Source organism: Achromobacter sp. 2789STDY5608621, assembly GCF_001299375.1.
In the GTDB taxonomy this organism is placed as follows: Bacteria; Pseudomonadota; Gammaproteobacteria; order Burkholderiales; family Burkholderiaceae_B; genus Achromobacter; species Achromobacter insuavis.
The window spans coordinates 189,909-212,379 of the sequence record NZ_CYTU01000001.1 but is presented as its reverse complement, the minus strand read 5'-3'; the positions used below and the strand labels follow the sequence as shown (position 1 = coordinate 212,379).

Below are 22,471 nucleotides of genomic sequence, written 5' to 3'. Positions count from 1 at the left end.
CTCCCGCTGCGCGGGCCAGAGCTCCCCAGCGAGGGGGCTTTTCCCGTTGGCCGGCCCGACGGGAAAAGCGTGCTCCCGCCCCGCGCGCCCTGCCGCGGCGACAGGGGTGGCACGGCGCATTTCCAGTTACTAGATCCGTTCCATGGCCAACAAGTTCGAACCGTTAATCACCGTTGATGAGGTGCAAGAGATCCTTGCGGAGCCCAAGGAAACGGTCAAGCAGATCACCTGGACCCCGAAGCCGGCCGCCACCAGCATCCAATGGATGGAGTTCGCCAGCCCGTGCCGCGTCAAGGGCGAGGTGCGCGACGACGTCATCTTCCGCGCCATCTACCGCGGCGCCCGCACCGTGGTGCACGGCCAGGCCACCATCTTCCTGGCCGAGGCCTTCTGCGCCAGCCTGTTCGTCGGCCCGCACCGCGTGTTCGGCGTCGATACCGACGACTCGTTCCACACCAGCCTGGTGGGCGAAGGCCGGCCGCAGTACCGCAAGCCGCTGGCGGACCGCAGCCATGAACACATCTGGGTGGACGAAGGCGAAGGCTATGCCGAGCCCATCGTGCCCGCCCTGCACACGATCGCCGAGCTGATGCAGTATTTCCTGCCGAGGGCCAACCTGGCCCTGACCGGCGGTTTCGCGCATCCCCTCAAGGGCCGTCAAATCGAACTGATCCTATGAGCAATTTCCTGGAAGCCTCCGGCTGGACCGTCCTGCCGGCGGGCGAACACGCCATCCGCGCCATCTCGCCGATGACGCTGGGCCTGGACGGCCAGCACGCCGCGTTCTTCATCGCCTACCCGGACGACGCCACGTTCTATCTCACCGACGCCTGTGAGACGTCGATGCATGCCTCCAGCTACGGCATCGAGCTGGCGCCCAAGCGCATCGACATCCTCAACGAAACGCCGGGCGTGAGCCTGGCGCACTTCGACAAGTCGGGCGCCATCGTCGCCACGGGCCCCAACGAGCAATTGCAGGAAGCCCTGTGGGACGCGGTCAAGCTGGCCATGGCGCTGTCGTTCCAGTGCGCCAAGTGGATGCCGCGCTTCAGCCAGCTGCGTTTTCGCGCCCAGGTGGGCCGGGCGCTGGCGGCCGGCGTCGGTCCCAACCGCATGGTCAAGGGCGCGCGCGCCAAGGGCAGCAGCGGCCACACCGCCGACTTCGCCTTCGCCGTGCGCGCCGCCGGCAGCACCGCGCTGACGTACATCGAACCGATCGCGCTCAAGGCCGGCAAGAAAATGGACTGGACCCAGGTCTACCAGACCCACGGCAAGATGTCGGACGTGAAAATGGCCGATGCGCGCAACTCGCGCATGGTGATCCTGGAAGACGGCGCGTCGGCCGAGGAACTCAAGAAGGCCGTGGCCATCCTGGAACAGTCGGCCAGCGTGCTGACGCTGGCCAAGACGCGCGACTGGAAGGCCGTGTTCGCGGCCGAGTGAATACGGCCGCCGCCGGGCGGCGCATCATGGCGACCGGCGCGCCGCGGCAGGGGCGCCGTGGAAATTCCCTCGCCGTCAGGCGTCAGGATGGCACGTGGGTCAGGCCGTCGACGATCTCGCGCCCGTGCAGGATGGCGGCATGCACCGCCTCGCGCGGGCTGTAGACGAAGCCGCCTTCGGCAAAGCGTGGCACGGGGTATTCGTCGCCGCCTTCCAGCACGGCGCCCGCCTGGACCACCATGATCGATGCGATGAAAACGGGGCCGCTGGGCAGCGTCTGAACCTCTTCGCCCGCGCCCCGGGACACCTTGGCCGTCAGCCGGTATCCCTTGTAGATCAAGTTGTTCTGATGCACTTCGGATGCCCTCTTTCTGCGAACCAGCATACCCCGGCTGTTCATGACAGTTCGGATAAGTTTTGTAACCTCGGCATTCGATAGAAACATTGTTGCAATGCACGAATTGCGTCCCCGTTTCCGCCGGACGCGGGGTACAGGCCGGACAGGCAGGCGGTGCGCGGCTGACAGCCAGATGACACTCGATGACACTGTCATCTGGCCGCCGCCGCGCTGATCCGTCCCGGGGATTTCCCCTATGACTGTTGCGAAAGCGCACTTTCGGGCGCCTGCATGCCGGTCGCCCGCAGGTAGTCGGGCCGGGTCCAGCCCCGTCCCAGCAGGAACATGCGGGTATGCAGGTCGCCCAGCACCGGCGGCGTCACCGTGGCGCCCAGATAGGTCAGGCGCTTGCGCCGCAGGTCGACGTAGCCCAGCTCGTAGTCGCGGGCCAGCCCCAGCCACAGGCGATGGGCGCCGGCCGACTGGCGCGCGCCGCTCATGATGCACAGGCCGGCCTCCAGCCCCCAGCGATAGACCGCGGTGGCCAGCCCCATGCCCTGGTAGGGCGCGGCGTACTTCGAGTGCGGCGCGCGCACGTAGGGATCGGCGCGCCGCCCCACCTCGATCAGCCGGTTGAACACCGTATAGCCCGCCAGCCGGCCGCGCCGCGCGTCCACCACATACACGTAATACTCGCCATCGGCTTCGCGGTAGCGAAGCACCATGCCAGGGATGTCGGTTTGAACCTCCGGCAATCCATACAAGCGGTCCGAAGGACGATTCATGCGGTCGTGGATGGCATCGAGTTCCGTCTCCACTTCATGCGGAGCATGGTTGACGTCGATGCGCAGTTCCGTCGCGATTGGCAGAGTGCGGCGGAAAGCGTGCAGGGCCAGCGTAGGCAAGGCCACCTCCTGTGCAGGGCAAATGCCCGATGAAAAAAGCGGTGCGTGCGCCGCCCCGGCCTGCCGGCCAAGGGGCGACGCGTGATGTCGATGGGGTCGTGCGGAAACCGCCGCGGCCTCTCGTCCGCGGCAAAGCGATTTCATGATGGGCTAGGCCGCGGCGTGGCCGCCGCTACGGCGCCAGTCCGCGCTATCGCCGGAGGCCTCGTCGGGCATGCCGAAGAACGCCGGAAACTGGCGCGCGCCCTTGCGCGTGACCGACAGCGCGCGCGAATCCAGGTCCTTTTCGATCCAGCCGCGCACGAGCAGCGCCTCCAGCAACGCGGCGCCGAGCGCGCCGCCCAGATGCGAGCGGCGCTCGCTCCAGTCCAGGCACGGGCAGGCGAAGCGGCGGCGGCGCTGGCGCGCCTGCGCCACGTCGACCCCGACCTGCGCCAGCGAGGCCTCGCCCAGCGGCGTCAGCGCGTAGTCGCGGCCATCGGCCGCCAGCCACTGGCGCGCCAGCATCGCGTCGTGGATGCGCACGGCCAGCGTGCCAGCCATGTGGTCGTAGCAGGTGCGCGCCTCGCGCAGCGCCGACGGCGTGTTGGGCTTGAACGGCGTGCGCTCGGCGCCCGCCACCACCAGCAGCGCCTCCAGCGCGCGCGCGACTTCGGCATTGGCCAGCCGGTAATAGCGGTGCTTGCCCTGCGCCGCCTGCTCCACCAGCCCCTGCTCGCGCAGGCGCTGGAAATGGCTGCTGGCGGTGGAGGCGCCGATCTCGGCGGCCGCGGCCAGTTCGGTGGCGGTGCGGGCGCGGCCGTCCAGCAGCACGCACAGCATGCGCGCCCGCGCCGGATCGGCGATCGCGCCGGCAACGGCCGACAGGTTGATATCGGCGAACTCGGATTCCATGATTCGGTCCCGGCCAAAGTGTTGTCTACAGGGCCAAGCATACTGCGAGTCATCCCAACAAAACAGCCGGCGCCATCGCCAGCCGCTTGCCATGCACACCCCACAGCGTTTTTTCGGCCGGAAAGTCCTTTACGCCACCTTCGTGCTGGCCATCTTCGGCTGGGGCGTCGGCTTCTATGGCCCGCCCGTGTTCCTGCACGCGGTGGTGCAGCGCACCGGCTGGAGCGTGGCGCTGGTGTCGGCCGCGGTCACCCTGCACTTCCTGTGCGGCACGCTGATCGTGGCCAACCTGCCGCGCCTGTACCGGCGCTGGGGCGTGCCGGCGGTCACCCTGGCCGGCGCCATCGCGCTGGCGCTGGGCGTGTCGGGATGGGCCCGCGCGGCCGCGCCATGGCAGCTGTACGCGGCCGCGCTGTTCTCCGGCATGGGCTGGGTCACGCTGGGCGCGGCGGCGGTCAACGCGCTGATCTCGCCCTGGTTCGTCAAGCGCCGGCCGGCCGCGCTGGGCATGGCCTACAACGGCGCCAGCATCGGCGGCGTGGTGTTCTCGCCGCTGTGGGTGTTCCTGATCGCGGGCTACGGCTTCGCGCAGGCGGCCTGGTGGGTCGGCGCGGCGATGGTGCTGGTGATCGCGGTGCTGGCGCGCAAGGTGTTCGCCGTCACGCCGCAACAGCTCGGCCAGCATCCCGACGGCGTGCCGCCGGACGCGCCGGCGCAGGCCGCCGCCGCCGCGCTGGCGCGCGTGCCGCGCCTGTGGCGCGACCGCGCCTTCCTGTCGCTGGGCGCCGGCATGGCGCTGGGGCTGTTCGCGCAGATCGGCCTGATCGCGCACCTGCTGTCGCTGCTGGCGCCGCTATTGGGCGCGCAGACCGCCGGCATCGCGATGGGCCTGGCCACCGCCAGCGCCATCGCCGGCCGCAGCCTGGTGGGCTGGCTGATGCCGGCCTCGGCCGACCGCCGCCTGATCGCCTGCCTGTCCTATGGCGCGCAGATCGCCGGCTCGCTGGTGCTGATGCTGGCGGTGGACCATGCCTGGGCGGTGTGGGCGGGCGTGCTGCTGTTCGGCGCCGGCATCGGCAACGCCACCTCGCTGCCGCCCTTGATCGCGCAGGCCGAATTCGCGCGCGAGGACGCCGCGCGGGTGGTGCCGCTGATCGTGGCCATGTCGCAGGGCGCCTATGCCTTCGCGCCCGCCGTGTTCGGCGTGCTGCGCACGCTGTCCGGCCAGGAGCAGCATCCGCTGTTCTGGTTCCTCGCGGTGGCGGCGGCGCTGCAGGCGGCGGCCATCGCCTGCCTGGCGTGGGGCCGCGGCGCCGCGCGCCAGCGGCGCCTGCAGGCGGCTAGCGCGGCCTGATCGGGCCGCCTGCAGGCCTCGATCGGTGTCGGTCAACCCGTGTGATTCCAGCCGTGGCGTGCAACCGCCATGCTTCATCCGCCGCAATGCAGCGCCCGCCGGTCACGCCAGCCCGCCGCGACGCGCCACCAGTCCGGCCATCACGGCGTCGCCCTGTTCATCGGCCAGCCCCGCCGCCACGCCCTGGCGGTCGGCCACGGTGCGGTTCTGGCTGACCTTCCATTTGCCCTCGATGCGCGTGATCGCGATTTCGACGCCGACGATGGCGCGCATCTGCGCCGCGATGAAATCCTCGGGCGCATCCTCGACGCGCCAGGGCTGCACCCGCGCCTTTTCCTGCGCTTCGGTCAGCGCGCCGATCTGCGCGCGCACCCAGACGGGATCGTCGTGCACCGTCGGCGTGCCCCACACATGCACGGCGACGAAATTCCAGGTCGGCACGACCTTGTGCGTCTCGGCCTTGGTGGCGTACCAGGACGGCGTGATGTAGGCCTGCGCGCCATGGAACACCAGCAGGCAGTCGCCGCCGGCGGCCAGTTCCTTCCATTGCGGATTGGCGCGCGCCATGTGCAGCCGCAGCACCCCGTGCGGCCCTTCCGGATACAGCAGACAGGGAATGTGGTTGGCCATCAGCCCGCCCTCCCCGCTGGTCATCAGCACCCCCAGGGGATGCGCGCGGATGAAATCGTGCTGGACCTCGAGGGAATCTTCACGGAAGGCGGACGGCAGGTACATGGCGGAATAGGCGCGGGAAAGGGAAACACACACCATAGCGCCGCGCTGGCTCCATTGCCAGAGCCATATAACCCTCAATTCATGGAGCCACAATGCGCGTGGCTCCCCGGCAACGGCGTCGCCGGCAGCCGATCACATCAACGGATCGCACCCGCGCATCCCGCCACCGCCCGCCGGATCACGCCAGCGCTTTCACCAGCAGCACCGTCGTGAAACCGCTGTCCCATTCCTCGTCGGGATAGGTGTCGACCTCGGCATAGCCATGCTTGGCGTAGAACGCGCGGCTCTGCGTATTGAAGGTGTCGGTCTCCAGCCGCGCCTCGCCGAAGCCGGCGGCGCGCATGCCATCCTCGGCCAGCGCCAGCAGCGCCGCGCCGACCCCGCGCCGCTGCTGCGCCGGATCCACGTGCAGGGCCCAGATGAAGTTCTTCTCCCAGTCCACCATGCCCGCCACGCGGCCGCCGGCCTCGCACACCTGGAAGCGCGCGCCGCGCTCGGCGACGTATTGCGGGATCTTGCCGCTATCCAGGAAGTGCTGGTACTTCTGCGGCGTCATCTGCGGCCGCCAGGTGCCTTCATAGGTTTGCGTCAATATGTCCTCCAGCGCCGCCACATCGTCGGGGCGCGCCGGTCGGATCGTCAGGGAAGTCCGGGTTTGCGTCATGCGCGGCAGTGTAGCAACCGCGCGCGCGCCCTATCGTCGGACGCGTTCGTAGGCCTGGTTCATGCGCTCGCGCGCGGCCGTTTCATGCGCATAGGCGCGGTCGTAAGTGGCCAGGCAGGCCGCCGTCGGATCGGGCCATTTGATCGCGGCGACGGCCGCGGTCAATTCGTCGCGCGCGCGCTGCCATTCCTTGACGGCGGCGTACCATTCCTTGGTCGTGTCCATAGTTCCCTCCCTATGTGCACGGCCCCATCGTAGTCCCGCCCGCGCCGGCCGCGACTACTGCTTTCAGCGACGCAAATGGATGAGTCCGACCCCGCGCCGGATGGCGACTTTGCGCCGCATCGAGCGCGCTGTTCGCCCGCCAGGCCAGGGCGCCGCGCGGCCAAGGTAAAATGATCGGATGCAACCGGGACCAGCATCGCGGCAGGCGCCGCGGCGGTCCCTTGCATGGATGCCGCGGACGCGGCTTCCCGCCAGCGCCGCCATGACGCCGCGGCTCGCACGGGCCATTCACGCAATGCGCTCATGCGGCGAAATCCAGACACAACGCCTCCAGAAATGAACGCTGCGCCGCCGCGGTGGTCGTAGGGTAGCCGGCCCGCCGCGCCATCGCCCGCCGCACCGCACCCGCGGCGCCGCGCCCTCCGCTTTCCTCATATCACGATGTGATGAATATTGACGTCAACCCTCACTTACTCACGGCCACGGCAAATGCTACTGTTCCGCCTGTGCAAGGAGTACAAGCAATGGATCAGAAAACGAAACCCTGGGCCTTTCCCAAACCCCATCCGGAAAACACCCCGCGGGGCGAACGAAACAAACAGGAGTTCGACACGCCGCCGGTGAGCGAAACGCCCGCGGCCAAGCCGCGCGGCAAGAAAAGCGCCACCACGGCCGCCGCCGCCAAATCATGACGCGTCATTGACGGCCATCCGCCCATGCGCCCGCCCGCCACCGCGCCGATCCCCGCCACCTTCGCGCGGCCGGTGCGCGGCCCGCGAGGCCTGAATCCGCCGCGCGCCCCGGGGCGCCGGCCGCATCAATCATGAACGCGTTCATGAATCCGGCGCTGCGGGGCGCCGGCCGGATCACCGGCGTGTTCTTCCACCCGGCCGGCGACATCGTCGCCGTGGCCTCCGCCTTTCCCCTCCTGATCAATCCGCCTGCGCGCGCCGCCTATGGCGGCGCCGCGCTGCGCTACCGCGTCGGCCTCTACCGCCGCGGCGATCCCGTGCCGTTCGCGGCCTGCGACGCGCCGCGCCTGCCCATCAACGACGTCGCCTTCCATCCGGACCGGCCCGTCATCGCCATCGGCGCGGGCAGCTACGACGGCGGCTATCTGTTCGAGGGCGAACTGATCGCCTGGAATTGGCAAAGCGGCGCCAGCCGCCGCCCCTTCCTCAACGTGCCCGAAGTGGTGCGTTGCCGCTACCTCGACGACGGCCGCATCCAAGCCTGGGTGCGCCCCTGGGATGAATCGTGGGACGAGCAGGACGGCGACGTCCCGCCCGCTTTCGAAACGCTGCTGCCGGTATGGGCCGAGGCCGACGCCGCGCCCGTCACGCCGGACCTGGACCCCGCCGCCGCCGTCCTCGACCCGGCCATGCCACGCGATGACGGCGACCCGGCCTCGCGCCTGGCGCAATGGCTGGACCTGCCCAACCTGGGCCTGCGCGGCGCCATCTGGGACCTGGCGTGGCTCGACGCCGACACGCTCGCCGCGGTCCACGACGGCTGCCTGCTCGAGCGCTACCGCGCCGACGGCGCGTTGCTCGCGCGTCACGACGGCGGCGGCCGCGGCGCCGAGATCCTGCGCACCACGCCGCTCGTCGTGCACGCGATCGCCCCGCCCGATCCCGCCGACCGCTTCCGCCGCGACTCGCGCTTGTACGCGCTGCGCGACGGCGAGCTGACGACGCTGCGCGACGAGGATGGCCAATACACCTTCTGCGCCAGCGCCGACGGCCGCCTGCTCGGCCGCCGCGACCGCATCGATGCGCGCCGCCGCGGCGCCGGCGACGTCCTGCTCGATGCCACCCTGACCGACGCGCGGCGCCTCGATCTCGGCCACTACGACTGCTTCAACCACTACATCGGCATCAACGGCGCGCCCGATCTGTTCACGGTGCAGGGCACGCCGCCCGATTCGCACGAAGGCAAGCACCTGTGCCGGGTCCACGCCGATGGTCGCCTCGAACGCCTGTGGCCATTGCTCAAGCCGGACGGCACGCCCGCCAGCCACGCCATGGAATGCCGCGGCGCCTACGTCGATGACGCGCTCGGCGCCGGCCTGGTGATCGCCGGCAAGCACTACTCGCCCACGGTCGGCAACGCCTATCGCGGCTTCATCTACCGCAAGTCGCTGGCGCGCGGCCAGGAACGCTGGCGCCATGCCACCCCGGCCTCGGCCAGCGCCATCGTCGTGGCCGACGGCCTAGTGCTGGCGGCCTTCCTCGACGGCACCCTGATGCTGATCGACGCGGACAGCGGCGACCTGCTGCTGGCGTCCCGGGTCCGCATCGGCGGCATCGCCACCGTGCTCTACGCCCTCGCCGCGCACGGCGGCAGACTGGCCGTCGGCGCCATCGACGGCCGCATCGCGCGGGTCGAGCTGGCCGCGCTGGCCGCCCTGCGTCCGACCCGCGGCGGCATCGATCTGGCATGATGGGGCCATCGCGGGCATCGCCGCCCGCCCCCCTTGAACCGATCCCCCACGCCCATGCACTACACCCAGGACCCCGCCACCCCGCCCGCCCCCACCGTCAGCTTCGACGACTTCATGAAGGTCGACATCCGCGTCGGCACCATCATCGCCGCCGATCCCTTTCCCGAGGCGCGCAAGCCGGCCTACAAGCTGACCATTGATTTCGGCGCCGGCGTCGGCGTCAAGAAAAGCTCGGCGCAGATCACCGGCCGCTACACGCTCGAACAACTGCCGGGCAAGCGCGTGCTCGGCATCGTCAACTTCCCGCCGCGCCAGGTCGGCCCGGTGCGCTCGGAAGTGCTGGTGCTGGGGCTGGCCGACGCCGCCGACCAGACCGTGCTGGTCACGCCCGAGCTGGACGTGCCCAACGGCGCCCGGCTGACCTGAACCTGAAAATTTCGCCCCGGCGCCCCGCGCCCTTTGCTACACTGCAAGCCTCCCTGGGGAGTAGCCTCTTCCGGCCCCGTCCGGAAGCGCCCGCGTCAACACTCTTGGCCCTTCTGGCCATGGCGCCGGCAACCGACACGGTTTGGCGAGACCACGGACTTTTCCATAGCTTCTGACCGGGCGATATGGAAAGTCTGTGTGTTTCGCCCGGTCGGAGCCTCTCCCGCATGAACGCCCTTTCCACCCTCATCCTGGCCTTCGCCATGTCCACCGACGCCTTCGCCGCGGCGGTCGGCAAAGGCGCCGCCCTGCACAAGCCACGGCTGTCCGAAGCGCTGCGCACCGGCGTGATCTTCGGCGTGATCGAAGCCATCACGCCCGTGATCGGCTGGGCGCTCGGCTCCATGGCCGCCCGCTTCGTGCAGGACTGGGACCATTGGATCGCCTTCGGCATGCTCTGTATCCTGGGCGCGATGATGATCCGCAACGGCCTGGGCGCCGACCACGAAGAAGCCGCGCCGGTCGGCCGCCATTCGTTCTGGCTGCTGGCCGCCACCGGCTTCGCCACCAGCATCGACGCCATGGCCGTCGGCGTCAGCCTGGCCTTCATCGACAACAACATCGCCGTCACCGCGCTGGCCATCGGCCTGGCGACCATGCTGATGGTGACCCTGGGCGTCATGATCGGCCGGCTGGTCGGCAACGTCGCCGGCAAGCGCGCCGAGGTGCTGGGCGGCCTGGCGCTGATCGGCATCGGCGCCACCATCCTGTACGAGCACTTGAAGGCGTAAGACGCGCGCCCGCCACACGCGTGGCGGACGCGCCGATCTCTCGGAAAATAGCGGACGGAATGACCCCGATCGCGCCGTGGGATCGGGCTATCCTGACACGTTTGTTGCAGCGCATATGCATGATCCGCCCCTGCCCGGGCGCATCGGCGCGCCGCAGCCCCCGCCCGCCCGCCGGGCCGGGAACGACGCGAACAGGATGCTCCCCCCATGGCCTTGAAACACTACCGCGACCTCGACGTCCACGAAGCCGCGAAGGCCCGCATCCGCCTGGTGTTCCGGCACTTCGAGCGGGTCTGCGTGGCGTTCTCCGGCGGCAAGGACAGCTCCGTCACCCTGCACCTGGCGCTCGAGGTCGCGCGCGAAATGGGGCGCGGCCCGGTGCACGCGGTCTTCATCGACCTCGAAGGCCAATACCAGGCCACCATCGACCACGTCACCGCCATGTTCGATCGCGCCGACGTCCACCCCTGGTGGATCTGCCTGCCGATCAACCTGCGCAACGCCTCGAGCCTGCGCGAACCCTACTGGTGCGCCTGGGAGCCCGGCCGCGAGGCCGACTGGATCCGGCCGCTGCCGCGGCATCCGTCCGTCATCAACGATCCCGGCTATTTCCCGTTCTACCGCCACCGCATGGAATTCGAAGAATTCGTGCCCGAATTCAATCATTGGCTGGCGCGCGACGCGACCACCGCGTTCCTGGTCGGCATCCGTTCCGACGAATCGCTCAACCGCTATCTCGCCGTCAAGCGCCGCACCAAGAAATGCGCCTGGACGCCGCCCGGCGCGCACAGGCCGCTGGCCTGGAGCACCCGCGACAAGCAGCGCGACAACGCCGTCACCTTCTTCCCGATCTACGACTGGAAGTTCGAAGACCTGTGGCGCTACACCGGCGAAAACGGCCACGCCTACAACCGCCTCTACGACCAGATGCTGCGCGCCGGCGTGCCGTATTCGCAGATGCGCATCTGCCAGCCCTACGGCGACGACCAGCGCAAGGGGCTGGACCTGTTCCACAAGCTCGAACCCGCCACCTGGTTCCGCACGGTCAAGCGCGTGCAGGGCGCCAACTACGCGGCGCGCTATTGCCGCCAGCGCTTCCTCGGCTATCGCGGCGGGCTGGGACTGCCGCCCACCTTCGACACCTGGCGCCAGTACAGCCAGTTCCTGCTCGCCAGCATGCCCGTTGCGCTGCGCCAGGTGTACACGCGGCGCATCGACGTCTTCATCGCCTGGTGGGAACAGCGCGGCCATCCGCTGGCGATGTGGCCCGACGCCGGCATCCCCGACCTCGAGAATCGCAAGGTGCAGCCCTCCTGGCGCCGCATCGGCCTGTCGCTGCTCAAGCAGGACATGGCGCGCTCGCTGTCCTTCGGCCCGGCGCGCCGCGACATCGACAGCCTGCTTCCCGACCCGCACCGCTCCGCGCCATGACGCATCCCCTGAAGCACTACGATTTCCTGCTGCTGCGCTCATACGACGACGAGCCCGCCTTCTTCGCGCAGATGGGCCGGTTCTTCGCCAGCGCCACGGTGCGCCGCGACTGCGGCGGTTATCCCCTGAACGACAGTCCCCGGCACCGCTGGTTCATCGTCCGGCGGCATAACCATGCGCGCGTGCTCGGCTTCATCAGCATCGAACTGCAAAGCGGCTCGGTGCGCATCCGCGACGGCTACATCCGCCCCGAAGCGCGCCAGCTCGGCCTGTTCCGGGCGCTGCGCCAGCGCGTGCTCGACTACATCGACGACCTGGACCAGCCCTGCACCCTGCGCGTGCCCTGGCTCAGCGCCGCGCTGCTGCAACCATACGGCTTCCAGCCGCACACCAGCCGCGGCAACTGGACCACCTTGAAAAGGAATGCGCATGCCACTTCTCGACAGCCTGGAGAACCGGGCCAGGATGCTGTTCAACGAACTGGACAGCCTGCCGATCCGGCAACGGATCGAAGCCATCAACCGGATCCGCCTGTGCCTGCATGAACACAGCCCCTTCGCCGCCGAGCCGGTCGACTGCGTGCAATGGATCCCCGGCGAAGCCGTCGAAGCCAACGACTACAACCCCAACAGCGTCGCGCCGCCGGAAATGCGGCTGCTGGAGCTGTCGATCGAGGCCGACGGCTACACCCAGCCGATCGTCGCGCACCAGGCCGGCCCCGACCGCTACGTCGTCGTCGACGGCTTCCACCGCCAGCGCGTGGGCAAGAAGAAGGGCCCCATCCGCCAGCGCCTGCAGGGCTATCTGCCCATCGTGGCGATCCGCCCCGGACGCGCCGGCGCCGCCGACCGCATCGCCGCCACCATCCGCCACAACCGCGCCCGCGGCGTGCACGGCGTGATGCCCATGACCGACATCGTCGTGCGCCTGCTCCGTGCCGGCTGGAACGAGGCCGACATCGCCCGCCAGCTCGGCATGGACGACGACGAGGTCCTGCGCTTCAAACAGGTGTCGGGCCTGCCCGAGCTGTTTCTCGATCATCGCTATTCGCGCTCCTGGGACTGACGCCGGCGGCCAGCGGCACGCTCAGGCGGCAGCGCAGACCCGCGCCCGGCGCCGACTCCAGCGCCAGCGTGCCGCCGTGGCGCCGCGCGATGGCGGCCACGATCGACAGCCCCAGCCCCGCGCCCTCGCCCTGGCGCCCGCCGCGCCAGAAAGGTTCCACCGCCTGCGCGCATTGCGCCGGGGTCAGCCCCGGCCCGCGGTCGCGCACCGTCACCACCAGGTCGGCCGCCACGACCGAGACGCGGACCTCGACCTCGGCCTGCGCCGGCGAATACTTGAGCGCGTTGTCCACCAGATTGCGCACCGCGCAATCCAGCAGCGCATCCGGCAGCGCCGCCCAGGGCTGGCCGGCGGGCAGGTGCCAGCGCACCCGCGCGGGCTTGCGGCTGGCCACCCGCGCCAGCACCGCGAGCGCGTCGCAGGCCGCGTCGGCGCCGTCATCGTCGGCGCGCGCCAGCATCAGCAGTTGCTCGATCAGGCGCTCCAGCCGCGCGGTGCCCTGCAGCGCATGGGCCACCGCCTGGCGGCTGGCCGCGTCCCCGACGGTCGCCGGCAAGCGTTCCAGCACCTGCAGGTGCGCCTTGATGGCCGTCACCGGCGAACGCATCTCGTGCGCCGCGTGGTCCGAGAAATGCCGTTCGCGCAGCAGCATGTCCGCCATGCGCCGCGACAGGCGCGCCAGGCCCTGGCCGACGCCGAACCACAGCAGCCCGACCCCCACCAGCAGGCCGGCCACGCCGGGCAGCAGCGCCATCCAGGCCATCTGCCGGTGCAAGGCCGCGCGGATGTCCATGCGGCCGGCCGTGGCGATGCGCACCCCGTCGCGTTCGATGGCGTAGGTGCGCCATGGGCCGCCAGCGTGCGCGAGCAGGCCGAACCCCAGCGGCGCGCCATCCAGCGCCGGCCCGCCCGGCGCCCGCGCCGGCGCGTCGCCGGCAGGTCCGCTGACTTCGCAAGCCAGGCCATCGCACAACGGCAGGCCGACCGCGGCCGCCATCTCCACGGCGTCTTCCCGCGGCGCGCGCGGCCATTGCGTCATCAGCCGCGCCACCATCGCCGCCGATGCCGCCAGCCGCGAATCCAGGGCCGCGTCCAGCTCGGCGCTGGCATGCTGGAACGCCCACAGCGTGACGGCGCCGCCGAACACCAGCCAGACCGCGCCCAGCAGCAGCAACAGGCGGGCGCGCAGGCTCATGGCGCCGGCATCCCCAGGCGGTAGCCCCAGCCGCGCACCGTCTCGATCAGGTCGGCGCCCAGCTTGCGGCGCAGCTTGTGGATGTGCACGTTGACCGCGTTGCTCTCGACCCGGTCGTCAAAGCCATACAGGCTGTCGCGCAGCTGGTCCATGGTGAGGATCTGCCCGGGATGCTGCAGCAGGGTCTTGAGCAGCGCCAGCTCGCGCCGCTGCAGCGTGACGCGCCGGCCGTCGCACAGCACTTCGCCGCGCGACAGGAACAGGGTCAGGCGGCCGTGGTCGATGCGGTCGGCGCCATGGCCGGCGGCGCGCCGTATCAGCGCCTGCAGCCGCGCGCCCAGTTCGTCCAGGTCGAACGGCTTGAGGACGTAGTCGTCGGCGCCCGCGCGCAGGGCGCCGACGCGCTGCGCCACCCCCGACCGGGCGCTGAGCACCAGCACCGGCAGGTTCTGGCGCCGCGCGCGCCATTTCGCCAGCAGCGTCACGCCATCGCCGTCGGGCAGGCCCAGGTCCAGCACACAGGCGCTGACGTGGGAGGTCTGCACCGCCAGGTCGGCCTGCCGCAGATCGCCGACCGCATCGACCACGAAGCCCTGCAACCCCAGGCCGGCCTGCACCGCCAGGGCGATGGAGGCGTCATCCTCGACCAACAAAATCCGCATGGCGGGCTCTCCGTTCCGGCGCGCTATACTTATTTGAAGTAATAAGCTAATTGCCAAAAGTAATTAATCATGATGACCGCGACCCTGCTGGGACTGTGCATCGGTGTCTCGCTGGGCCTGACGGGCGCCGGCGGCGGCATCCTGGCCGTGCCCGCGCTGATGTTCGGACTGGGCCTGACGCTGACGCAGGCGGCGCCGGTGGCGTTGATCGCCGTGGGCATCGCGTCGGCGGTCGGCGCCCTGCAGGGCCTGATGCGCGGACTGGTGCGCTACAAGGCCGCCCTGTTGATGGCCGCGGTGGGCGCGCTGACCGCACCGATGGGATTGTCGCTGGCGCGCCGCTTGCCGGCGCATTGGCTTAGTCTGACTTTTGCGGCGGTGATGCTGCTGGTGGCCGCGCGCATGGTGCAGCAGTCGCGCCGCCAGGCGCCGGCCCCGGGCGCGGCCGACGCCCCGCCCAAGGCCTGCCGCCTCTCGCCCGAGACCGGCCGCTTCGTCTGGAACCGCCTGACGGCCGCCACGCTCGGCGGCATCGGCGCCGTATCCGGCCTGTGCACCGGCATGCTCGGCGTGGGCGGCGGCTTCATCATCGTGCCGGCGCTGACCCACTTCAGCGACGCGCGCATGATCAGCATCGTCTCGACCTCGCTCATGGTGATCGCGCTGGTATCGGCCGCCACGGTCAGTTCCGCGCTGCTGCACGGCCTGACGCTGTCGGCCGCGCAATGGGCCTTCGTGGCGGCGGCCATCGCCGGCATGGCGGCCGGCCGCACGCTGGCGCCGCGCGTGCCGCAAGCGGTGCTGCAACGGGTGTTCGCCGCGGTCTGCGTGGTGGTCGCCGCCGTGCTCGCCTGGCGCGCCTGACGCCCGTCCGGCGCCCCACCCGGGCGCCCTGCGGCGCCCCGGGATCGCCCGCGCTTTCCTGACACCGCTTCCCCGAGCGCCCCGCCTGGGCGCCGCGCCCCGGCGCCGCCGCGGCTTCCGATCTGATGCGAGTTAACGCTCAGATAATCCGGACCATGCAAGATGGCCAGCATGACGGAAATATCTCATATCCCTCTGCACGCGTGGCGCTCGAGCGCGGCCCCGCCCGCCTGGCCTGGCTTCATGCTCGCCTCGCCGCATCCGCGCCCGCCGCCCGCGTTCACGCCACCCTTGGCCGACCCTTGTTCCGCCGCGTGAACAAGCGCCCCCACGCCGCGAGCGGCACATCCGCATCGCCGTCCCCGACGAACCGCGAAACGCCTCGACATTCCATGCGAACGCAATAGATCCCCTTTCGGGCGGAAGAAAAACCGGCGCCAAGCCGACCCATAATTTTCTGCGCCCGGCGCATCCGTTTTTTTCAACCACTGCGCGGCATCCAGCGCAGGCAAGCCCCCCCTCGGATATCAATAAGGACTATCCATGTTTAAGAAGACGCTCCTCGCCACCGCAACCACCGCCGCCCTCCTGGGCCCGGTCGCGGCGTTCGCCGCCGGTGATTTCGGTAACGGCACCATCACGTTCACGGGCTCGGTCATCGAGGCGCCTTGCTCCATCTCGGCCGCCGACACGAACATGACGATCGACATGGGCCAGGTCTCCAAGAAAGACCTGACCGCGACTGGCAAGTTTTCCACCTCGGTGCCGATCAACATCCACATGACGGGGTGCACGTTCGATGCCGATCCCGCGCCCCCCGCGGGCACGGGCAACGCCAACGGCAAGTTGTCGAAAATTGGCGTGACGTTCCAGGGCACCTCAGCCACCCCGGCCTCGGGATTACTCACCAACATCGGCGGCGCCGCCAACGTCGTGGTCCAGCTGCTGAACAAGGACAACAACACGCCGATCAATATCGGCACCCCCGCGACGGCGGCGAACGCCCAACAGATGACGGCCAGCAATGGCGTGCTGAACTTCTTCGCCCGCCTGATGGCGACCGGCGTGGGCGGCGCCGGCTCGATCAACAGCACGGCGACCTACTCGCTGACGTATTTCTAAGCGGCCCGCCGCCGCGACTCCCCGCGCCCGAGAACCCCGCCGCCCACGCGGCGGGGGTATCCGACGCCCCCCATTCCGTACCGAGGTGGCCGCGCCGCCACATCGCTGCCGAGGTTTTCCGGCAATCCCTGAGGCCGGAGATACGGCAAAAGACATCATGATCCTGGCCCGCTTGGCATCACTCATGGCAATCAGTACCTTTGTGCTGTCGGCACAGGCCACGGAATTCAGCAGCGGCTTTCTCAATACCAAAGACAAGCGCAACATCGACCTGTCGACCTTCAGCCGCGACGGCTACCTCGCGCCCGGCAGCTATCTGGTCGACTTCTACCTGAATCAGCGCCTGATCCAGGGCCAGTACCTGGTCAAGGTGGTGCCGGTGATCGACGACGGCAGTGTGTTCTGTATCACTCCGGCGATGCTCGACATGCTGACGCTCAAGGACGACGCCGTGGCGCGGCTGGCCAACGTCAACACCGAGGCCGGCCCCTGCATCGACCTGGACACGCCCGACAGCAAGGTCGAGTACCGGCCCGACAGCCAGTCGCTGACCGTGACGCTGCCGCAGGCCTGGCTGCAATACCAGGATCCCGACTGGGTGCCGCCGGCGCGCTGGAGCCCGGGCGTGAACGGCGTGATCCTGGACTACAACCTGCTGGCCAACCGCTACATGACGCGGCAGGGCGGCAACACGGCCAGCTACACCCTGTACGGCACCGCCGGCGTGAACCTGGGCGCATGGCGCCTGCGCAGCGACTACCAGTACAACCGCTACGACAGCCGCGGCGTCTCGCAGTCCAGCTTCACCCTGCCCCAGACCTACCTGTTCCGGCCGCTGCCGCAATGGGGCGCGAAGCTGACGCTGGGCCAGACCTACCTGTCGTCCTCCATCTTCGACTCGTTCCGCTTCGCCGGCGTCACGCTGGCCAGCGACGAGCGCATGCTGCCGCCGTCGCTGCAGGGCTATGCGCCGCAGGTGACCGGCATCGCCAACAGCAACGCGCAGGTGACGGTCAGCCAGAACGGCCGCCTGCTGTACCAGACGCGGGTGTCGCCGGGGCCTTTCGCGCTGCCGGCGCTGAACCGGAACATCAGCGGCAACCTGGACGTGACACTGCAGGAAAGCGACGGCAGCACCCGCAGCTGGCAGATCACGACGGCCAGCGTGCCGTTCATGACGCGCAAGGGCAACCTGCGCTACCAGGTGTCGGCCGGACGGCCGCTGTTCGGCGGCCGCGCCAACAACCAGATGGCGGCCCCCGGCTTCGTGATGAGCGAGGCCACCTGGGGCGCGTTCAACGATACCTCGCTGTATGGCGGCCTGATCGCCACCAACGGCAACTACCACGCGCTGGCGCTGGGCGCGGGCCAGAACCTGGGGGTGCTGGGCGCGCTGTCCGCCGACGTCACCCGCTCGGACGCAAAGCTGCCGTTCTCGAATGCGCCGCGCCGCATCGGCTACAGCTACCGCGTCAACTACGCCAAGACCTTCGACAGCCTGGGCAGCACCATCGCCTTCGTGGGCTACCGGTTCTCGGGGCGGCACTTCCTGTCGCTGCAGGAATACATCTCGCGCGCGGCCTTGCGCGGCGAATACTTCCGCGACGAAAAGCAGAGCTACACGGTGGCGTACAGCCAGTACATCCGCCCGCTGGAGATGAGCGTGTCGCTGTCGCTGAGCCGGCTGAACTACTGGAACGACGGCGCCACCAACAACCACTACATGCTGTCGCTCAACAAGAACGCCAGTTTCGGCAGGCTGCGCAACGTCAACCTGTCGTTGTCGTTCGCCCGCACCCAGAGCTTCTACGGCCAGACCGAGAACCAGGTCTACGCCACCGTCAGCATCCCCCTGGGCGACAACCGCCAGGCCAGCTATGGCTACCAGAGCAGCGACAACGGCCGTATGCAGCACACCGCCGGTTACACCGACTTCAGCAGTCCGGACACCACCTGGAACCTGAGCGCAAGCGACGAGCGCAACGACAACGCGCAGCGTCAGAGCCTGAGCGGCAACATTCAGACCCGCACCCCCTACGGCCGCGCCGGCGCCGACTTCACCATGCAACCCGGCCAATACCGCAACGTCGGCCTGAACTGGTATGGCTCGCTGACGGCAACGGCCGCCGGCGCGGCCTTCGGCCAGCCAGCCGCGGGCAACGAACCGCGCCTGATGGTCGACACCGACGGCATCGGCGGCGTGCCGGTGGACAACGGCAACGGCGTCACCAACCGCTTCGGCATCGCCGTGGTCAACGGCGTGTCGAGCTATCACGAAAGCAGCGTGGCGGTGGATGTGAACGCCCTGCCCGACGACGTGGACGTGATCGACTCGATCATCAGCCAGGTCCTGACCGAGGGCGCCATCGGCTACTCGCGCGTCCGCGCCAGCCACGGCGAACAGGTGCTGGGCCACGTGCGGCTGGCCGACGGCCATAGTCCGCCGCTGGGCGCCCTGGTGCTGTCCACCCGCACCGGCAGGACGGCCGGCATGGTGGGCGACAACGGGCTGGTCTACCTGACCGGCGTGGAGCCGCAGGACCGCGACGCGCTCACCGTCACCTGGGCCGGCGAAAAGGAATGCCGCCTGACCCTGCCCGACTCCACGGCGCTGGCCGAAGGCCCGCAACCGCTGCCCTGCCGCTGAGGCAAGGCATCCCCGCATACCACAACGGTTCCCTTGAAAGCACAGACATGAAACTCAGACAGATGGCCCCGGCGCTTCTTGGCGCCTTGCTGGCATTGCCCACCGCCGGCCAGGCCGCGGTCAACGTGGACCGCACCCGCATCATCATGGGCCTCGAACAGAAATCGGTGTCGATCGTCCTGACCAATGAAAGCGCCGATACGCCTTACCTGGCGCAGTCCTGGATCGAGGACCACGAAGGCAAGATGACCAACGACCTGCTGGCGCTGCCCCCGCTGCAACGCATCGACGCCGGCAAGAAGGCGCAGGTGCGGATCATGCAGATGAGCGCTGCCGCCAGGGCGCGCCTGCCACAGGACCGAGAAACGCTGTTCTATTTCAATGTGCGCGAAATCCCGCCGGCGCCGAAGGACAAGAACGCCAGCATCCTGCAACTGACCACACAGAGCCAGCTCAAGCTGTTCCTGCGGCCGGGCAAGCTGGCCGAACGCGGCGAGGCCGCGCCGGAGCAGGTCTTGCAGATACGGACGAACGGCCAGGCGTTGACGCTCAAGAATGCCTCGCCCTACTACGCCACCGTGATCTGGCTGGGCCAGACCGTCAAGCAACGGCTGCCCGGCTTCGATGCCCCCATCATGCTGGCGCCGTTCTCCGAGCAGACGCTGAAGGCGCAACTGCCCGCGAGCGCCACGGAACTGATGCTGGGCAATGTGGACGACTACGGCGGCCTGCGCATGAACCGCTACCGCTGCGCGGCGGGAGAGTGCGTGTTCAAGGAGCGGATAAGTGAATAGGCGAAGACGGCGTGGCCCCGCCTGCCCGCCGCCTCGCCTTCAGCGTCGACAGACCCCGTAGGCGATGGCCAGCATCCCGACCAGGGTCCAGCCGATGGCCATCGCGGCGTGTTCGCCCTGATGCGAGCCATGGAGGTACAGGCCGCAGACTGCCGCGGCGGTGAACACGATCAGCACCCCAAGGACGAAGGGGCGCCAATGCGTGCGCGCGGTGCGTAAGCGCCCGCTCGATGCAACTCGGGGTTTGCGCATGGACTGGGAAATTGTTTTGCCGGAGTTACATTCTGCCAAATTTCCCATGAACGGAACAGTGTGTTCCGTTATTCGCACTAATGAGACGATTCACTCTCATTTCGCCGCCGGCAGCGCGGGCAGCGGACGCACCGCCAGGACCCGCGCGCCGACGGTCGCATCGACCTGGAAGCGCCGGACCAGTTGCGTCAAGCGGCCGGCCTGCTCGCGCATGCTGGCGGCCGCGGCGGCGGCCTGTTCCACCAACGCGGCGTTCTGCTGGGTGACGCCATCCATCTGCGCCACGGCCTGGTTGACCTGGCCGATGCCGGTGGATTGTTCGGCCGAGGCGCCGGCGATTTCGCGCACCAGCGTCACGGCCTGACCGACGCTGGCCACCACTTCGCGCATGGTGCGGCCGGCGGCGTCGGCCTGGCGCGCGCCGTCCTCGACGCGGCTGGCGGACTCGTTGATGAGGGCGTTGATCTCCTTGGCGGCCACGGCCGAGCGCTGCGCCAGGGTGCGCACCTCGCCCGCCACCACGGCAAAGCCGCGGCCCTGCTCGCCCGCGCGCGCGGCCTCGACCGCGGCATTCAGGGCCAGGATGTTGGTCTGGAACGCAATGCCGTCGATCACGTTCGTGATATCGGCGATGCGGCGCGAGCTGTCGGAGATGGCCTCCATGGTGCGCACCACGCCGTCGACCTCGTTGCCGCCGCGCACCGCCACGGCCGAGGCCTGGGTGACGAGCTGCTCGGCCTGGCCGGCATGGCTGGCGTTCAGTTGCACGGTGCCGGTCAGTTGCTCCATAGAGGCGGCGGTTTCCTCCAGTGAGGCGGCCTGTTCCTCGGTGCGCTGCGACAGGTCGGCGTTGCCCTGGGCGATCTCGGAGGAGGCCGAGGCGATGCCCTCGCAGCCGTCGCGCACGTCGCGCACGATGCCCGCCAGGTTGTGGTTCATGGCCTGCAGCGCGGCCATCAGGTCGCCGGTCTCGTCGCGGGTAGCGACGCGGATGTCGCCGGTCAGGTCGCCGGCGGCCACTCGCCGGGCGGCGTCGACGGCCTGGCCAAGCGGGCGCACGATACCGCGCGTCATGAGCCAGCCCAGCAGAAGACCGAGCACGACGCCGGCGATCGACAGCGCGATCATGAAATCGCTCACGCGCTGGTACAGGCCAGACGCTTGCGCGACCGATTCCGCCGTGACCTCTTCCTTGTTGGCCGCCAGTTCGCTCAAGAGCGCATCCAGCTTCTCCGAAGACGCGATCACGTGTTGCTCGATCTCGGCGGCGCGCGGGTCCTTCTGTATCGGCGGCAGGGCGCTGGCGGCGGAGAAGAAGGCCTCGGCGTCACGCTTCCAGGCGTCTTCAAGCTGCTTGAAGCGGCTCAGCAACTGGCGCCCCCGCGGGGTGTGGTAATAGCCGTCGGCGCGTTCGCGCAGCCTGTCCAGGGCTTGCACGGCATCGTCGAACTGTTTGCGCACGGCCTGGCGTTCGCGCTCGGTGGAGGCCGCCAGGTAGCTGTTGCGGGCGCGGCCGGCGTAGACCAGTTGTATGTTGGCCTCCCTCATTTCGGACAATCCGCGCAGCTCGACGTCATAGAGTTCGCTGTTCATGGCGTTGATATGGGCCATGCCCCAGACGCCGAAGGCGCCGATCGCCCCCCCAAGCACCGCCACCAACAGGAACGCCGCCGACAAGCGGGCGCGAATACGCAAACCAGAGAACAGCCGAAACATGCTTACTTCCTATATCTGCCCCGGCGGAATGGCGCATGGCCTCTAGCTCTTGTCCGGGGCGGTGTTGAACCGGACCAAGAATCGTGATTCTTGGTGGTAGCCAGGGATCCCCCTGGGAACGTCTGACTTGTCAGACCGTTCAACCGAATAAATAAAGCATTTTCTTAATGACATTATGGATTTCATTAATAAGTAGGACTCCACGTAAGACTGAATTTCCAGGCATACGGCATTCGCACGACGGCGAGGACGGCGCCGTTCTGGCGTCCGATATTGCGACGGCAAACCGCGCCATCGCTCGCTGCTAATGGCGGGTTAATGCAGGGCAACGAGCATTGCTGCGAAGGTGTCCATGCGTGCGCAACGCGTGGGCATTCTTATTGCGTCAAAGGTTCCCGATGGTCGGCAGCCACGACGCTCGAGGAAGCTCCACCGCCATGCGTCACCCGCCGTCCCTCCCGTTCGCGTCCAGACTCGCCGTCTCGATCCTGAGCCTCGCCATCCTG

24 protein-coding genes and 1 riboswitch are annotated in these 22,471 nt (G+C 69.0%); of the genes, 14 read left to right on the top strand and 10 right to left on the bottom strand.

Annotated features, from left to right (window positions below; genetic code table 11):
* Nucleotides 1-142: 142 nt before the first annotated feature.
* On the top strand, nucleotides 143-679 hold the full coding sequence (locus AOZ53_RS01020; RefSeq protein WP_054486620.1) for a hypothetical protein: 537 nt from the start codon (nucleotides 143-145) through the stop codon (nucleotides 677-679).
* Nucleotides 676-1,443 carry a hypothetical protein gene (locus tag AOZ53_RS01015; protein WP_054486619.1) on the top strand — a complete coding sequence of 256 codons (768 nt, stop codon included), beginning with the start codon at nucleotides 676-678 and terminating at the stop codon, nucleotides 1,441-1,443. The genes AOZ53_RS01020 and AOZ53_RS01015 overlap by 4 nt, the downstream gene beginning before the upstream one ends.
* Nucleotides 1,444-1,525: 82 nt before the next feature.
* Here the strand turns inward: AOZ53_RS01015 and AOZ53_RS01010 are convergent, their stop codons facing one another.
* The 3 genes from AOZ53_RS01010 to AOZ53_RS01000 form a co-directional block, all read right to left on the bottom strand.
* Nucleotides 1,526-1,798 (bottom strand): hypothetical protein, encoded by a 273-nt coding sequence (locus tag AOZ53_RS01010; RefSeq protein WP_006390430.1) that lies wholly within the window; start codon nucleotides 1,796-1,798, stop codon nucleotides 1,526-1,528.
* A 236-nt stretch (nucleotides 1,799-2,034) separates the two neighbouring features.
* A complete protein-coding gene (locus tag AOZ53_RS01005; protein WP_054431558.1) occupies nucleotides 2,035-2,685 on the bottom strand; it encodes a hypothetical protein in 651 nt (216 codons plus the stop codon).
* Between the two features lie 150 nt (nucleotides 2,686-2,835).
* Nucleotides 2,836-3,579: an ArsR/SmtB family transcription factor gene (locus AOZ53_RS01000; RefSeq protein WP_054486618.1), complete on the bottom strand. Its 744-nt coding sequence runs from the start codon at nucleotides 3,577-3,579 to the stop codon at nucleotides 2,836-2,838.
* A 91-nt stretch (nucleotides 3,580-3,670) separates the two neighbouring features.
* On the opposite strand from AOZ53_RS01000, the gene AOZ53_RS00995 reads away from it, so the two are divergent.
* Complete coding sequence (locus tag AOZ53_RS00995) at nucleotides 3,671-4,933, top strand: MFS transporter (protein WP_054486617.1); 1,263 nt, start codon at nucleotides 3,671-3,673, stop codon at nucleotides 4,931-4,933.
* A 102-nt stretch (nucleotides 4,934-5,035) separates the two neighbouring features.
* On the opposite strand, the gene AOZ53_RS00990 is transcribed toward AOZ53_RS00995, so the two are convergent.
* From AOZ53_RS00990 to AOZ53_RS00980, 3 genes are all read right to left on the bottom strand, one after another.
* Complete coding sequence (locus AOZ53_RS00990; protein WP_054431561.1) at nucleotides 5,036-5,668, bottom strand: FMN-binding negative transcriptional regulator; 633 nt, start codon at nucleotides 5,666-5,668, stop codon at nucleotides 5,036-5,038.
* A 178-nt stretch (nucleotides 5,669-5,846) separates the two neighbouring features.
* Nucleotides 5,847-6,332 carry a GNAT family N-acetyltransferase gene (locus tag AOZ53_RS00985; protein WP_054486616.1) on the bottom strand — a complete coding sequence of 162 codons (486 nt, stop codon included), beginning with the start codon at nucleotides 6,330-6,332 and terminating at the stop codon, nucleotides 5,847-5,849.
* A 30-nt stretch (nucleotides 6,333-6,362) separates the two neighbouring features.
* Nucleotides 6,363-6,557 (bottom strand): hypothetical protein, encoded by a 195-nt coding sequence (locus AOZ53_RS00980; RefSeq protein WP_054431563.1) that lies wholly within the window; start codon nucleotides 6,555-6,557, stop codon nucleotides 6,363-6,365.
* A gap of 446 nt (nucleotides 6,558-7,003) precedes the next feature.
* Here AOZ53_RS00980 and AOZ53_RS34020 point away from each other — a divergent pair, with 446 nt between their 5' ends.
* The 7 genes from AOZ53_RS34020 (at nucleotide 7,004) to AOZ53_RS00955 (ending at nucleotide 12,713) form a co-directional block, all read left to right on the top strand.
* The gene (locus AOZ53_RS34020) at nucleotides 7,004-7,249 is read left to right on the top strand and encodes a hypothetical protein (protein ID WP_139122249.1); all 246 of its coding nucleotides are present in this window, start codon (nucleotides 7,004-7,006) and stop codon (nucleotides 7,247-7,249) included.
* A gap of 131 nt (nucleotides 7,250-7,380) precedes the next feature.
* A complete protein-coding gene (locus AOZ53_RS00975; RefSeq protein ID WP_054486615.1) occupies nucleotides 7,381-9,000 on the top strand; it encodes a PQQ-binding-like beta-propeller repeat protein in 1,620 nt (539 codons plus the stop codon).
* A gap of 54 nt (nucleotides 9,001-9,054) precedes the next feature.
* On the top strand, nucleotides 9,055-9,426 hold the full coding sequence (locus AOZ53_RS00970; protein ID WP_054431565.1) for a tRNA-binding protein: 372 nt from the start codon (nucleotides 9,055-9,057) through the stop codon (nucleotides 9,424-9,426).
* Nucleotides 9,427-9,469: 43 nt separating this feature from the next.
* A riboswitch (yybP-ykoY riboswitch) is annotated at nucleotides 9,470-9,640 on the top strand.
* A gap of 13 nt (nucleotides 9,641-9,653) precedes the next feature.
* The gene (gene mntP / locus AOZ53_RS00965; protein ID WP_054431566.1) at nucleotides 9,654-10,217 is read left to right on the top strand and encodes a manganese efflux pump MntP; all 564 of its coding nucleotides are present in this window, start codon (nucleotides 9,654-9,656) and stop codon (nucleotides 10,215-10,217) included.
* Between the two features lie 207 nt (nucleotides 10,218-10,424).
* Nucleotides 10,425-11,648, top strand: coding sequence for a DUF3440 domain-containing protein (locus AOZ53_RS00960; protein WP_054486614.1), 1,224 nt, complete (start codon nucleotides 10,425-10,427; stop codon nucleotides 11,646-11,648).
* Nucleotides 11,645-12,193: an N-acetyltransferase gene (locus AOZ53_RS33200; RefSeq protein ID WP_156333163.1), complete on the top strand. Its 549-nt coding sequence runs from the start codon at nucleotides 11,645-11,647 to the stop codon at nucleotides 12,191-12,193. The genes AOZ53_RS00960 and AOZ53_RS33200 overlap by 4 nt, the downstream gene beginning before the upstream one ends.
* Nucleotides 12,078-12,713: an IbrB-like domain-containing protein gene (locus AOZ53_RS00955; RefSeq protein ID WP_054431724.1), complete on the top strand. Its 636-nt coding sequence runs from the start codon at nucleotides 12,078-12,080 to the stop codon at nucleotides 12,711-12,713. Before AOZ53_RS33200 ends, AOZ53_RS00955 begins: the two co-directional genes overlap by 116 nt.
* On the opposite strand, the gene AOZ53_RS00950 is transcribed toward AOZ53_RS00955, so the two are convergent.
* Complete coding sequence (locus tag AOZ53_RS00950; protein ID WP_054486613.1) at nucleotides 12,649-13,908, bottom strand: sensor histidine kinase; 1,260 nt, start codon at nucleotides 13,906-13,908, stop codon at nucleotides 12,649-12,651. The genes AOZ53_RS00955 and AOZ53_RS00950 overlap by 65 nt on opposite strands.
* Complete coding sequence (locus tag AOZ53_RS00945) at nucleotides 13,905-14,570, bottom strand: response regulator (RefSeq protein WP_054431570.1); 666 nt, start codon at nucleotides 14,568-14,570, stop codon at nucleotides 13,905-13,907. The genes AOZ53_RS00950 and AOZ53_RS00945 overlap by 4 nt, the downstream gene beginning before the upstream one ends.
* Nucleotides 14,571-14,642: 72 nt before the next feature.
* Here AOZ53_RS00945 and AOZ53_RS00940 point away from each other — a divergent pair, with 72 nt between their 5' ends.
* The 4 genes from AOZ53_RS00940 to AOZ53_RS00925 all read left to right on the top strand — a co-directional run bounded on the left by AOZ53_RS00940 (nucleotide 14,643) and on the right by AOZ53_RS00925 (nucleotide 19,997).
* Nucleotides 14,643-15,434 carry a sulfite exporter TauE/SafE family protein gene (locus tag AOZ53_RS00940; protein ID WP_369816774.1) on the top strand — a complete coding sequence of 264 codons (792 nt, stop codon included), beginning with the start codon at nucleotides 14,643-14,645 and terminating at the stop codon, nucleotides 15,432-15,434.
* A gap of 543 nt (nucleotides 15,435-15,977) precedes the next feature.
* A complete protein-coding gene (locus tag AOZ53_RS00935) occupies nucleotides 15,978-16,556 on the top strand; it encodes a fimbrial protein (RefSeq protein WP_054486611.1) in 579 nt (192 codons plus the stop codon).
* A 184-nt stretch (nucleotides 16,557-16,740) separates the two neighbouring features.
* A complete protein-coding gene (locus AOZ53_RS00930; protein ID WP_231690538.1) occupies nucleotides 16,741-19,203 on the top strand; it encodes a fimbria/pilus outer membrane usher protein in 2,463 nt (820 codons plus the stop codon).
* A 47-nt stretch (nucleotides 19,204-19,250) separates the two neighbouring features.
* Complete coding sequence (locus AOZ53_RS00925; RefSeq protein ID WP_054474269.1) at nucleotides 19,251-19,997, top strand: fimbria/pilus periplasmic chaperone; 747 nt, start codon at nucleotides 19,251-19,253, stop codon at nucleotides 19,995-19,997.
* Nucleotides 19,998-20,036: 39 nt separating this feature from the next.
* Here AOZ53_RS00925 and AOZ53_RS34015 read toward each other — a convergent pair whose 3' ends face one another.
* Together AOZ53_RS34015 and AOZ53_RS00920 are read right to left on the bottom strand one after the other, a co-directional pair.
* Nucleotides 20,037-20,249, bottom strand: a complete 213-nt coding sequence (locus AOZ53_RS34015) for a hypothetical protein (protein ID WP_156333161.1) — start codon at nucleotides 20,247-20,249, stop codon at nucleotides 20,037-20,039.
* 96 nt (nucleotides 20,250-20,345) lie between these two features.
* A complete protein-coding gene (locus AOZ53_RS00920) occupies nucleotides 20,346-21,965 on the bottom strand; it encodes a methyl-accepting chemotaxis protein (RefSeq protein WP_054486609.1) in 1,620 nt (539 codons plus the stop codon).
* Between the last annotated feature and the right edge of the window lie 506 nt (nucleotides 21,966-22,471).